Annotated in this window: 8 protein-coding genes, 1 tRNA gene and 1 pseudogene; 3 read left to right on the forward strand and 7 right to left on the reverse strand. The window is 67.1% G+C overall.

The window, feature by feature from the left end; translation table 11 throughout:
* Positions 1-81: 81 nt before the first annotated feature.
* From F1193_RS12970 to F1193_RS12995, 6 genes and pseudogenes are all read right to left on the reverse strand, one after another.
* Positions 82-330, reverse strand: a pseudogene (locus F1193_RS12970) (HU family DNA-binding protein); the annotation flags it as partial.
* Positions 331-674: 344 nt separating this feature from the next.
* On the reverse strand, positions 675-3,107 hold the full coding sequence (lon, locus tag F1193_RS12975; protein WP_150098237.1) for an endopeptidase La: 2,433 nt from the start codon (positions 3,105-3,107) through the stop codon (positions 675-677).
* Positions 3,108-3,547: 440 nt separating this feature from the next.
* On the reverse strand, positions 3,548-4,810 hold the full coding sequence (gene clpX, locus F1193_RS12980; RefSeq protein WP_150098238.1) for an ATP-dependent Clp protease ATP-binding subunit ClpX: 1,263 nt from the start codon (positions 4,808-4,810) through the stop codon (positions 3,548-3,550).
* A gap of 580 nt (positions 4,811-5,390) precedes the next feature.
* Entirely contained in the window at positions 5,391-6,017 is a 627-nt protein-coding gene (locus F1193_RS12985; protein ID WP_150098239.1) for an ATP-dependent Clp protease proteolytic subunit, read from the reverse strand.
* A 52-nt stretch (positions 6,018-6,069) separates the two neighbouring features.
* Positions 6,070-7,431, reverse strand: coding sequence for a trigger factor (gene tig / locus F1193_RS12990; protein WP_150098240.1), 1,362 nt, complete (start codon positions 7,429-7,431; stop codon positions 6,070-6,072).
* A gap of 106 nt (positions 7,432-7,537) precedes the next feature.
* Positions 7,538-7,622, reverse strand: a tRNA-Leu gene (locus F1193_RS12995).
* A 180-nt stretch (positions 7,623-7,802) separates the two neighbouring features.
* Here F1193_RS12995 and F1193_RS13000 point away from each other — a divergent pair.
* Positions 7,803-9,254 (forward strand): multicopper oxidase family protein, encoded by a 1,452-nt coding sequence (locus F1193_RS13000; protein ID WP_150098241.1) that lies wholly within the window; start codon positions 7,803-7,805, stop codon positions 9,252-9,254.
* On the opposite strand, the gene F1193_RS13005 is transcribed toward F1193_RS13000, so the two are convergent.
* Positions 9,247-10,770, reverse strand: coding sequence for an NAD(P)H-hydrate dehydratase (locus F1193_RS13005; RefSeq protein WP_150098268.1), 1,524 nt, complete (start codon positions 10,768-10,770; stop codon positions 9,247-9,249). The genes F1193_RS13000 and F1193_RS13005 overlap by 8 nt on opposite strands.
* Before the next feature lie 300 nt (positions 10,771-11,070).
* Here F1193_RS13005 and F1193_RS13010 point away from each other — a divergent pair, with 300 nt between their 5' ends.
* Entirely contained in the window at positions 11,071-11,409 is a 339-nt protein-coding gene (locus F1193_RS13010) for a P-II family nitrogen regulator (protein WP_150098242.1), read from the forward strand.
* A gap of 89 nt (positions 11,410-11,498) precedes the next feature.
* The gene (gene glnA / locus F1193_RS13015; RefSeq protein ID WP_150098243.1) at positions 11,499-12,908 is read left to right on the forward strand and encodes a type I glutamate--ammonia ligase; all 1,410 of its coding nucleotides are present in this window, start codon (positions 11,499-11,501) and stop codon (positions 12,906-12,908) included.
* Positions 12,909-13,269: the final 361 nt, after the last annotated feature.

Raw genomic sequence — 13,269 nt, forward strand, 5'->3', positions numbered from 1 at the left:
AAGCGAAAAGTCGCCGCCTGGGACGACGACTTCCTCGCAAGCCTCCTGGCAGCGTGATTTTTCACCCGATTGCCCTGGCGCCTTGCCGGGCGTGAATTTCGGCGCCTTCGACGCCTTGATCTTCACCGGCTTGCCGGTGCGCGGATTGCGGCCCTCGCGCGCGGCGCGCTTGACCACCGAGAACGAGCCGAACCCGATCAGCTTGACGTCCTCGCCCTTCTTCAGCGCCACCGAGATGACGTCGAAGGTCGCCTCGATGGCAGCGGCGGCAGCCGTCTTGGTCGAATCCAGACGATCCGCAACGGCAGCGACCAATTCATTCTTGGTCATACGTTTCATCCTCCATCGAATCACCGGCACCCGCCGGACTGGCCCGCAAGCATTGGCCAAATCCCCGGAAAATCAAGCGCTGCAACGATTCCCGCCGGTCGCGCCACCCCGCGCCACGGCCCGGAACGGGTGCCCGGGCAACGCAGGCGCCGCCGCGGCCCCAAGCATATTTGTTTGATTCGATTTGTATTTTTCTGGAGGATCGGCGGCCGAACGCGCGTTCACCTTGCATTAACGACAACGGGCGGCCACCGGCCGCCCGTTGAAATGGATTTAACCCATGGAGGTGAGGGCTCTTGCATTGCGCTCACCACGCCGGCCCCTGCGGGCCGGCGTCGACCGGGTCAGTGGGCCACCATGCCCGCCGGCTCCTCGTCGGCGATCACCTGGCTGTCCTTGCCGGCCGCGGCGCTCTCGTCCCAGACGATCGGCGTAGGCTTGGCGGTCAGCGCGTGGGCCAGGACCTCGTCCATCCGCGACACCGGGATGATTTCGAGGCCCGACTTCACGTTCTCCGGGATTTCCGCCAGATCCTTGGCGTTCTCCTCGGGGATCAGCACCGTCTTGAGCCCGCCGCGCAGCGCCGCCAGCAGCTTCTCCTTCAAGCCGCCGATCGGCAGCACGCGGCCGCGCAGCGTCACCTCGCCGGTCATGGCGATGTCGCGCCGGATCGGGATGCCGGTGATGATCGACACGATGACCGTGGCCATGGCGATGCCGGCCGACGGCCCGTCCTTCGGGGTCGCCCCCTCCGGCACGTGGACGTGGATGTCCCGCTTGTCGAACATCGGCGGCTCCATGCCGAAATCGACGGCGCGCGAGCGCACATAGGACGCCGCCGCCGAGATCGATTCCTTCATCACGTCGCGCAAATTGCCGGTCACCGTCATGCGGCCCTTGCCGGGCATCATCACGCCTTCGATGGTGAGCAGCTCGCCGCCGACCTCGGTCCAGGCCAGGCCGGTGACGACGCCGACCTGGTCCTCGGTCTCCGCCTCGCCGTAGCGGAACTTCGGCACGCCGAGGTAGTCGCCGATATTGCCTTCGCCGACCGTGATCTCGGTGTTCTTGGTCAGCGTCAGCTCCTTCACCGCCTTGCGGACCAGCGTGGCGAGTTCGCGCTCCAGGTTCCGCACGCCCGCCTCGCGGGTGTAGCGGCGGATCAGCATCAGCAACCCGGCATCGTCGACCGACCATTCCGACGGCTTCAGGCCGTGCTTGGCGAGAACGTTGGGGATCAGATGCTTGCGGGCGATCTGCACCTTCTCGTCCTCGGTGTAGCCGGCGATGCGGATGACCTCCATGCGGTCCAGCAGCGCCGGCGGAATGTTCAGCGTGTTGGCCGTGGTGACGAACATCACGCTCGACAGATCGTAGTCGACCTCAAGGTAGTGGTCGTTGAAGCTGTTGTTCTGCTCCGGATCGAGCACCTCGAGCAGCGCCGAGGACGGATCGCCGCGGAAATCGGCGCCCATCTTGTCGATCTCGTCGAGCAGGAACAGCGGGTTCGACTTCTTGGCCTTGCGCATCGACTGGATGACCTTGCCGGGCATCGAGCCGATATAGGTGCGCCGATGGCCGCGGATCTCGGCCTCGTCGCGCACGCCGCCGAGCGAGACGCGCACGAATTCGCGCCCCGTCGCCTTGGCGATCGACTTGCCGAGCGAGGTCTTGCCGACGCCGGGCGGGCCGACCAGGCACAGGATCGGACCGGTCAGCTTGTTCGAGCGCTGCTGGACGGCCAGGTACTCGACGATGCGCTCCTTGACCTTCTCCAGGCCATGGTGTTCGGCGTCCAGCACCTCCTGCGCGAACGGCAGATCCTTCTTGACCTTGGACTTGACGCCCCACGGGATCGACAGCAGCCAGTCGAGATAGTTGCGCACCACCGTCGCCTCGGCCGACATCGGCGACATCTGGCGCAGCTTCTTCAGCTCGTGCTGCGCCTTCTCGCGCGCCTCCTTCGACAGCTTGGTGCGCTTGATCTTGTCTTCCAGCTCGGTCAGCTCGTCGCGGCCTTCCTCGTCGCCGAGCTCCTTCTGGATCGCCTTCATCTGCTCGTTGAGGTAGTACTCGCGCTGGGTCTTCTCCATCTGCCGCTTGACGCGGGTGCGGATGCGCTTCTCGACCTGCAGCACCGAGATCTCGCTCTCCATCAGCCCGAGCACCTTCTCCAGGCGCTGGGCGACGTCGGTGATCTCCAGCACGCCCTGCTTCTCGGCGATCTTGACGGCCAGATGCGAGGCCACCGTGTCGGCGAGCTTGGAGTGGTCGTCGATCTGCGCGACCACGCCCACCACCTCGGGCGAGACCTTCTTGTTGAGCTTGACGTAGTTCTCGAACTCGGTGACCACCGAGCGGGCCATCGCCTCGGCCTCGACATGGTCGCCGCCGCTTTCCGGCAGCACCACCGCCTCGGCCTCGAAGAACTCGGCGCGGTCGGTGTAGTGGCCGACGCGGGCGCGCTCGACGCCCTCGACCAGCACCTTGACGGTGCCGTCGGGCAGCTTGAGAAGCTGCAGCACGGTGGCCAGCGTGCCGACCTGATAGATGGCATCGGGCGACGGCTCGTCATCGCCGGCGTTCATCTGGGTCGCCAGCAGGATGTAGGTCTCGCTGCGCATCACTTCTTCGAGCGCGCGAATGGATTTCTCGCGACCGACGAACAGCGGCACGATCATGTGGGGGAACACCACGATGTCGCGCAGCGGCAGCACCGGAAACGTCTGGGGCACGCCCGGAGCGAGAGGGGGGCGCGGCTTGGCAGTGGTGGTCATGGCCCTGTCCTTTCTTGGTCTGGGCGGGATCCTGCATTGGGGCTTGCGCGCAGGAGCCCGCGTCGGGCCGGTCGGTCGTAGGGACACTTCGACTGGGCGGAACTCTCGTGCCGACTCACGCGTCCTGTTCGAAACCGGATCGTTGTCAAATTAGGTGGCGTCCCACCCCTAGGGTGTCAAGCCGGGGTGTCAGGCCGGGGGATGACGGGTCGGGCCAAATCGTCAGGTCGGACCAAATCGTCAGGCTGGGCAAATATCTCGCCGCCCCGGATCGCCGCCCCGAATTCCCGCCTCGGATCCCCGAACGGATTGCCCCGAGCCGCGCCACCAACAAACACACGCAAACCAACCCGCGCGCAAAGGAACCCGCGCGCAAACGTCAACGCTCAAACAAAACAAGGACTCCGGGCCGCGCTCTCGCGGCCCGGACGTCGTCATCGTCACGCACTGGCGCCAGCTTCGGCGCGGTCGGCATAGATGTAGAGCGGCCGGGCGCCGGTGGTCACCACCTCTTCGGAGATCACCACCTCCTGGACGCCTTCGAGCCCGGGCAGATCGAACATGGTGTCGAGCAGGATGCCCTCCATGATCGAGCGCAGGCCGCGCGCGCCGGTCTTGCGCTCGATCGCCTTCTTGGCGATGGCGTTGAGCGCATCCTCGTGAATGCCGAGGTCGACGCCCTCCATCTCGAACAGCCGCTGGTACTGCTTGACCAGCGCGTTCTTGGGCTCGGTGAGGATCTTCTTCAGCGCGTTCTCGTCCAGATCCTCGAGCGTCGCGACCACCGGCAGGCGGCCGACGAATTCGGGGATGAGGCCGTACTTGAGCAGATCCTCGGGCTCGACCTCGCGGAAGATCTCGCCGGTGCGGCGGTCTTCCGGTGCCACCACCTTGGCGCCGAAGCCGATCGAGGCGGTGCGGCCGCGGGCCGAGATGATCTTGTCGAGGCCGGAGAAGGCGCCGCCGCACACGAACAGGATGTTGGTGGTGTCGACCTGCAGGAACTCCTGCTGCGGATGCTTGCGGCCACCCTGCGGCGGCACGCTCGCCACCGTGCCTTCCATGATCTTGAGCAGCGCCTGCTGGACGCCCTCGCCCGACACGTCGCGGGTGATGGAGGGATTGTCGGATTTGCGGCTGATCTTGTCGATTTCGTCGATATAGACGATGCCGCGCTGGGCGCGCTCGACATTGTAGTCGGCCGACTGCAGGAGCTTGAGGATGATGTTCTCGACGTCCTCTCCGACATAGCCGGCCTCGGTCAGCGTCGTGGCATCGGCCATGGTGAAGGGCACGTCGAGGATGCGGGCCAGCGTCTGCGCCAGCAGCGTCTTGCCCGAGCCGGTGGGCCCGATCAGCAGGATGTTGGACTTCGCCAGCTCGACGTCGTTGTGCTTGGACTGGTGATTCAGCCGCTTGTAGTGGTTGTGCACCGCAACCGAAAGCACCTTCTTGGCGTGGTCCTGGCCGATGACGTAGTCGTCCAAAACCTTGCGGATTTCGCGCGGCGTCGGAATACCATCACGCGACTTCACCAGAGAGGATTTGTTCTCCTCCCGGATGATGTCCATGCACAGCTCGACGCACTCGTCGCAGATGAACACGGTCGGTCCCGCGATGAGCTTGCGCACCTCGTGCTGGCTCTTTCCGCAAAACGAGCAGTAGAGGGTATTTTTCGAGTCGCTGCCGCCGACTTTGCTCATTCCACTTGGTCTCCCGAAGCGCCGCCGCGCTTCGCAATATGTCACCCTGCCGACCTGTCACGGCGATCCGTAAATATCCGGACCGAGGCGACGATTCCGACAACGTACCGACATTCTAGTCGATCACGATACGGCTTGGCGGATCAATACCGCGTTAAAATGACCAGACTGGAACGAGGCTTGTCGACCCCGCCCGCGCCGGACCTGTCACAAATACGATGCAAAATCGAGGCCGGTTCATGGCGTAACGGCCAAACGCCTGACAATTTGTTGCGGCGCACGCATTCCCTTTCGGAAGGGTCGGCCGGAAACCGCATCTTGCCCACACGTGCAGCCATGCTTGCGCAGGCTGCAGGAATTTGCCTCTCGCGGGCATCCGCGACCCGAAATGTCTCTTGAGGCAAAGACATCAATGGCCGGGACAAGCCCGGCCATGACGAATGACCGAAATATGTCGGTCTCCGTCGAAACCTGCCCGGCCATGACGGCGGCAACCCACTGGCAAAGCCCGAAGGCCCCGGCTCGCTCCGGCCAGACCCTGGCCTTCCGAGCCGCGACTTCGTTCAGCGCTTGATCCCGTTCAGCCTTTGGCCGGTTCCTCGGGGCGCTTGTCGAGCACCTGATCGATCAGGCCGAAGGTCTTGGCGCCGTCCGCGGTCATGAAGTTGTCGCGCTCCAGCGCGTCCTCGATCGTCTTCACGTCCTGCCCGGTGTGGTGGACGTAGATCTCGTTCAGCCGGCGGCGCAGGCCCTCGATCTCGCGGGCATGGATGAGGATGTCGGTGGCCTGGCCCTGGAAGCCGCCGGAGGGCTGATGGACCATGATTCGGGCGTTCGGCAGCGCGAAGCGCATGTCCTTCTCGCCCGCCGCCAGGAGCAGCGAGCCCATCGAGGCCGCCTGCCCGACGCAGAGCGTCGACACCTGCGGCCGGATGAACTGCATGGTGTCGTAGATCGCCAAGCCCGACGTCACCACCCCGCCCGGCGAGTTGATGTACATCGAGATCTCCTTCTTCGGGTTCTCCGCTTCGAGGAACAGAAGCTGGGCGACGACCAGCGTCGCCATGCCGTCCTCGACCGGACCCGTGACGAAGATGATGCGCTCCTTCAGCAGACGCGAGAAGATGTCGTAGGCACGCTCGCCGCGATTGGTCTGCTCGACCACCATCGGGACAAGGTTCATGTAGGTTTCGACGGGGTCGCGCATCGTCATCCTCGTAAAGGCAAGGCCGCAGCTCGGGGGCGAATGAGGGCAAGCCTCAGGCGGCGGGTTTGTCGGCGTCCTCTTCGCGGAACAATTCGTCCTTGGTCACCCGCTTTTCGGCGAGCTGCACAAGCGTCAGCAGATGGTCGACGACCTTCTCCTCGAAGATCGGGGCGCGCAGGCTGGCCAGCGCGTTCGGATTCTTCCGATAATAGTCCCACACCTGCTGTTCCTGCCCGGGGAAGCTGCGGGCACGCTCGACCAGCGACCGGGTGACCTCGTCGTCCGTCACCTTGATATCGGCCTTCTGGCCAAGCTCGGCAAGGACGAGCCCGAGGCGGACGCGCCGCTCGGCGATCTTGCGGTATTCGTCGCGGGCGGCCTCTTCGGTGGTCTTCTCGTCCTCGAAGGTGCGGCCGGCCTGCTTCATCTCGCCGGTGACCTGGGCCCAGACGCCCTCGAATTCCTGCGACACCAGCCCGTCCGGCAGCGCAAAGCTGTGGCGCGCGTCGAGCGCATCGAGCAGCGCGCGCTTGAGGCGGGCGCGCGACAGGCCTTCGCGCTCGCTGGTCAGCCGGCCGCGGATGGCCTCCTTCAGCGCATCGATCGTCTCGATGCCCAGCGTCTTGGCGAAGGCATCGTCGATGTCGACGTGGCCCGGCGCGGCGATCTCCGAGCAGGTGACCTCGAACGAGGCATCCTTGCCGGCGAGGTTCGGCGCCAGATAGTTGACCGGGAAGGTGACGTTGACGGTGCGGGTCTCGCCCACGGCGATGCCGACGAGCTGCTCCTCGAAGCCGGGGATGAAGGAGCCCGATCCGACCACCACCGGCACGTCGTCGGCGCTGCCGCCGTCGAAGAGCTCGCCGTCGATGGTGCCCTTGAAGGAGATCGTCACCCGGTCGCGCTGCTCGGCCTTGCTGCCCTCGGGGCGCGGCTCGTAGGGGCGGTTCTGGTCGACCAGCCGGTCGATCGCCTGGTCGACGTCGGCGTCCTCGACCGGCGCCACCGGCTTCTCCAGCGCGATGGTCGAGAAGTCGGCCAGCATGATCTCGGGCAGGATCTCCATCGCCACGGTGTAGGCGAGGTCGCCGCGGCCCTCGAGCACGGCCTCGATCTCGCTCTGGCTCTCGGGGAAGGTGACCTTCGGTTCGAGCGCGAGCTTGAAGCTGTTGTCGTTGACGATCTGGCCGTTGACGTCGGCCACCGCCTGCTCGATCACCTCGGCCATCACCGAGCGGCCATAGAGGCGCTTCAGGTGCGAGGCCGGCACCTTGCCGGGCCGAAAGCCGTTGATGCGGACGCGGTCCTTGAGTTCCTCAAAGCGGGAGGCGGCGCGACCGTCGAGGTCGCTGGCCTCAAGAACAACGCGAAACTCGCGCTTCAGGCCTTCGTCACTGGTTTTGGTTACCTGCATGATCGCGCTCTTTTCGAATCGACGGTTCGCCCCGGCCGCCCCGCGCGGGCCGAGCGTCGGCCGCTCATCCCAAATTGCCTGGGCGTCCCGACCGGATTCGCGGGGGTGGTGCGGGCGGAGGGGCTCGAACCCCCACGACTTTCGTCACTGGAACCTAAATCCAGCGCGTCTACCAGTTCCGCCACGCCCGCTCACGGCACGGGCTTGCGCACGTGGCCGGTCGGGAGGCGGCTTATAGCACGCGTCCGCCACGACGCCAGCGGGAAATGCGCGGCAGACTTCCGCAAGATGCGGAACCGGTGGCACAACGCGCCCCTTGAAGCCATCTAAAGCAGGCCGACGCGCCGCACCCTGCCCAACCGAGGTTCGAGATGACCGCATTCCGCCCGACCCGACGCACCGTCCTCGGCGGCACCGTTGTGACCATCGCCGCGCTCGGTCCGAGCCGGCCGCTGCGGGCCGAGACCGGCGGAGAGCCGCCTCCGGGCGAGGCGCGGCGCCTCGCGCTGAAGCCGGGAGCCGCATTGCTGCGCGGCCCCGACCTGCCGCCCTCGCCGGTCTGGGGCTTCGACGGCCAGGCGCCGGGGCCGATCCTGCGGGTGCGCCGCGGCGGCGAGGTGTGGGTGCGGGCCGAGAACGGTCTCGACCAGCCCACCGCCATCCATTGGCACGGCATCCGCCTGACCAACCCGATGGACGGCGTGCCGCCGCTGACCCAGGCGGCGATTCCCCCCGGCGGCGCCTTCGACTACCGCTTCGCCTGCCCGGATGCCGGCACCTTCTGGTACCACGCCTTCGCCGGCACGCCCGAGCAGCTCGGCCGCGGGCTGGCCGGCGCGCTGATCGTCGAGGAGGAGACGCCGATCGCCGTCGACCAGGACATCGTGCTGCTGCTGCAGGACTGGCGGCTGGACGACGGCAGCGCGGCCGATCCGGCGCCCGGCGCGGTCAAGGACGACGAGGCCAAGGACGGCGAGGCCAAGAATGCTCAGGCCAAGGAGGCGGAAGCCAAGGAGGCCGACGCCCGCCACGCCACGGTGAACGGCCGCCCGGCCGCGGACATCGCGGTGAAGGGCCACGACCGCATCCGCCTGCGGCTGATCAATGCCGCGGCGTGGCGCATCGCGGCGCTGGCGTTCGAAGGCGGGCTCAGGCCGGTGCTGGTGGCGGTCGACGGACAGCCTTCTGAGGCCTTCGAGCTCGGCCGGCCGCGCGTGGCGCTGCCGCCGGGCGGCCGGGTCGACCTGATCGTCGACATGCCGCCGGCCGTCGCCGACCCGGCGGCGAGCCCGCCGGCCATCCGGCTCCACGGCTACGGCACCGACAGCGTGCTCGCCACCTTCCGCGTCGATCCCGGCCCGCCCCGCCGCCCCGAGCCGCCGGGCGCGGTCGCCCCCCTGCCCGACAATCCCCTGCCCCGCCATATCGAGCTGAAGGGCGCCCACCGCCTCGACCTGGCGATGGACGGCGGCAGCCAACCGCCTGCGGCGGGCTCGCCCTGGACCTTCCGGGGCGGCGACGGCCCGGCCGGGCCGCCGCTGTTTCGCGTGGCGCGCGGGCGCACCGTGGTGCTGGCCCTGGTCAACAAGACGCCGCTGCCGCACGCCGTCCACATCCACGGCCATCACGTGCGGCTGCTCGACAGCCTCGATGACGGCTGGAAGCCGTGGTGGCACGACACGCTGCTGGTGCCCGAGGCGAAGACCGCCCGCATCGCCTTCATTGCCGACAATCCCGGCAAATGGCTGCTGCCCTGCCGCGCCGTTGAGCAGCCGGCGGACGGAACGGGATCGGCGATGGCGGCGTGGTTCGAGGTCACGTGAGCGTGGTACGCCACCCCGTCGCGAGGTCGACGTCGAGCCGCTCGTAGAGCGCGCACGTCACTTTCGGCAGCACCTCGGGCAGATCCTCGGCGATCAGGCCGGGGCCGGCCTCGCGGCCGCTCTCGCCATGCAGCCAGGTGGCCGCGGCCGCCGCCTCGAACGCCGGCATGCCCTGGCACAGCAGCGCGGTGGCGATGCCGGCCAGCACGTCGCCGGAGCCGGCGGTGGCGAGCCAGGGCGGGGCGTTGTTGGTGATGGCGGCGCGGCCGTCCGGCGCGGCGATGACGCTGTCGCCGCCCTTCAGCACCACGACGGCGCCAAGCCGGGCCGCGGCGCGGCGGGCGCGCTCCAGCTTCGAGCCGGCCCCGCCCGCCTCCCCGGCGAGCAGCCGGGCGAACTCGCCCTCGTGCGGCGTCAGCACCACCGGCCGGTCCGGCTGGGCCTGGATGCGGTGGGCGAGGTCGCCGGCCCGGCCGGCGAAGATCGTCAGCGCGTCGGCATCCAGCACGGCCGGGCGGCCCGCGGCCAGCGCGGCATCGACCAAGGCGGCGGCCTCCGGCCCGGTGCCGAGGGCGGGCCCCAGGCCGACGGCCCGGAAGCGCGCGTCCAGCAGCAGCTCCGACAGCGCGGCGGCCTCGGCGAGCGGGCGCACCATCACCGCGGTGAGGCCCATGGCGTTCTCGTCCAGCGCATCGAGGGGGCTTGCCACCGTCACCAGCCCGGCGCCGGCCCGCAGCGCCGCCCGCGCCGCCATGCGGATGGCACCGGTGCGCCCGCGCGGACCCGACACCATGACGGCGTGGCCGCGGACATATTTGTGGTCGAGCAGGGTCGGCACCGGAAAATACCTGCCCCACAGGTCGGGATCATTGGCGAACGCGCGGGGGCCGACCGCCGCCACCGTGTCGTCGGCGATGCCGATGTCGGCGACGCGGATGCGGCCGCAATGCATGCGGCCGGGCAGCAGCAGGTGGCCGGGCTTCCGCCGGCAGAACGTCACCGTCTCCACGGCGCGCACCGCTGCGCCCATCACCGCCCCGGTGTCGCCATTGATCCCGGACGGCAGGTCGACCGCCACCACCGGCACGCCGGAGCGGTCGATGCGGGCGATGAGATCGGCGGCGGCGCCCTCGACCGGGCGGTCGAGCCCGGCGCCGAACAGCGCGTCGATGATGAAGCCGGCGCGCACCGAATCGAACGCCTCCGGCGACTCGACGTCGCCGCGGAAGCGCGCGGCCGCCTCGGCGGCGTCGCCCTTCAGGCGCTCGCGGGCGCCGACCAGGATCAGCCGCACCGGATAGCCGCGCTGGGCGAGGATGCGGGCCGCGACGAAGCCGTCGCCGCCATTGTTGCCGGGCCCGCACACCACAAGCGCCGGCGTCGCCAGCGGAAAGCAGCGCGCGGCGGTATCGGCCACGGCGAGGCCCGCATGGTCCATCAAGGCGATGCCGGGCGTGCCGGCGGCGATGGTGCGCCGGTCGGCCTCGGCCATTTCGGCGGTGGTGAGAAGATCGATCAGCATGACACCTGCTCCCGATACCACCCTGCACAGTCGCCCGTCAGAATGGCATTATGCACAAACAAAAGGCGCAAACCGGTTCCCATGATTGACCGCGGCCGGAAGTGGGGCCTATTTTTTGGGCGCCCCGCCTCTTGGTTGGGCAAGCAAATGGGAACAATTGGGCAAGACATTTCGATCGTCAGCGCAAATCATTGTTCCGCAAGCACTATCTTAACCAGCCTCGTTGGCATGGGATCTGCTAACGCGCTGTCGGCCTGACCGGAGCGGGGCCGGCCGGCCAGGGAGACGCGAGCGATGAAAAAAATCGAAGCCATCATCAAGCCGTTCAAGCTCGATGAGGTGAAGGAGGCATTGCAGGAGGTCGGTCTCCAAGGCATCACCGTCACCGAAGCAAAGGGATTTGGCCGTCAGAAGGGGCATACCGAACTCTATCGGGGCGCAGAATACGTTGTGGACTTTCTGCCGAAGGTGAAGATCGAGGTGGTCCTCGCCGACGACATGGTCGAGAAGGCGATCGACGCGATCCGGCGGGCGGCGCAGACCGGCCGCATCGGCGACGGCAAGATCTTCGTCTCCGACGTCGAGGAAGCCATCCGTATCCGGACCGGGGAGTCCGGGCTGGACGCCATCTAATGCGACAGCTCCTTGCCTATTTGCGCGATACCTTTTTGCGGAATATCTCAATCCTGCCACCACGACCCGTCGAAATCAGAGGAACAGACATGAAGACGGCACAAGATGTGCTCAAGACCATCACCGACAACGACGTGAAGTATGTCGATTGCCGTTTCACCGACCCGCGCGGCAAGTGGCAGCACGTTACCTTCGACATCTCCCAGATCACGGAAGAGACCTTCTCTGAAGGCGTGATGTTCGACGGCTCCTCGATCGCCGGCTGGAAGGCGATCAACGAGTCCGACATGTGCCTGATGCCCGACCCGGCCACCGCCACCATCGACCCGTTCTTCGCCGAGACGACGCTCAACATCGTCTGCGACGTGCTCGAGCCGACCACCGGCGAGCCCTACAATCGCGACCCGCGCGGCATCGCCAAGAAGGCCGAAGCCTATGTGAAGGCCTCGGGCGTGGGCGACACCATCTATTTCGGCCCCGAGGCCGAGTTCTTCGTGTTCGACGACGTGAAGTTCATGGCCGACCCGTACAATACGGGCTTCGTGCTGGACTCGACCGAGCTGCCGATCAACGCCGACACCGACTATGAGGGCGGCAACCTCGGTCACCGCGTCCGCACCAAGGGCGGCTACTTCCCGGTGCCGCCGGTCGACTCCGCCCAGGACATGCGCTCCGAGATGCTGGGCGCCATGGCCAAGATGGGCGTCAGCGTCGAGAAGCACCACCACGAAGTGGCGTCCGCCCAGCACGAACTCGGCATGAAGTTCGACACGCTGACGCTGATGGCCGACCAGCTGCAGATCTACAAGTACTGCATCCATCAGGTCGCCCACATCTACGGCAAGACCGCCACCTTCATGCCGAAGCCGGTGTTCGGCGACAACGGCTCGGGCATGCACTGCCACCAGTCGATCTGGAAGGCCGGCAAGCCGGTGTTCGCCGGCAACAAGTACGCCGACCTCTCCGACGAGTGCCTGTGGTACATCGGCGGCATCATCAAGCACGCCAAGGCCGTCAACGCCTTCACCAACCCGCTGACCAACTCCTACAAGCGTCTGGTCCCGGGCTACGAGGCGCCGGTGCTGCTCGCCTATTCGTCGCGCAACCGCTCGGCCTCCTGCCGCATCCCCTACACCAACAATCCGAAGGCCAAGCGCGTCGAGGTCCGCTTCCCCGATCCGGGCGCGAACCCCTACCTCGCCTTCGCGGCGATGGTGATGGCCGGCATGGACGGCATCAAGAACAAGATCGATCCCGGCCCGGCGATGGACAAGGACCTCTACGACCTGCCGCCGCGCGAGCTGAAGGAGATCCCGACAGTGTGCGGCTCGCTGCGCGAGGCTCTCGAAAGCCTCGACAAGGACCGCGCCTTCCTGACCGCCGGCGGCGTGTTCAACGACGACTTCATCGACAGCTACATCGAGCTGAAGATGGCCGAGGTGATGCGGTTCGAAATGACCCCGCACCCGGTCGAGTTCGACATGTACTACTCGGTCTGACGTTCGATCGAACTCCGGTCTCCGGCCCTGCGGGCCGGAGACCGCCCGACGTATTCTCTCTCGATCCGACGTATTCTCTCAAAACCCTTGCGGGGCGCCACGGCGCCCCGCTTTTTTATGCGTGGTTGCTTTGGGCGTGGTGCTCTTGAAGGTGCCGCTTCTGGGCGTGCTGTAGCGCGGCGGTGAGCGCAACCGCTCTGCGGCATTGGGCTTCATACGTTTCCGGCCGATGCCCTCGGGACGCCGGAGACCGTCTAAATAGAAACTGGCTCTGTGGCGGCGCTCTCCCCGTGGTCATCGCCGGGCTTGTCCCACGGCGATCTCGATGGGAACGCAGCGGTACCTGCAAAGAGGACGGCAG

The organism is Blastochloris sulfoviridis (assembly GCF_008630065.1).
GTDB classification, from domain to species: Bacteria; Pseudomonadota; Alphaproteobacteria; order Rhizobiales; family Xanthobacteraceae; genus Blastochloris; species Blastochloris sulfoviridis.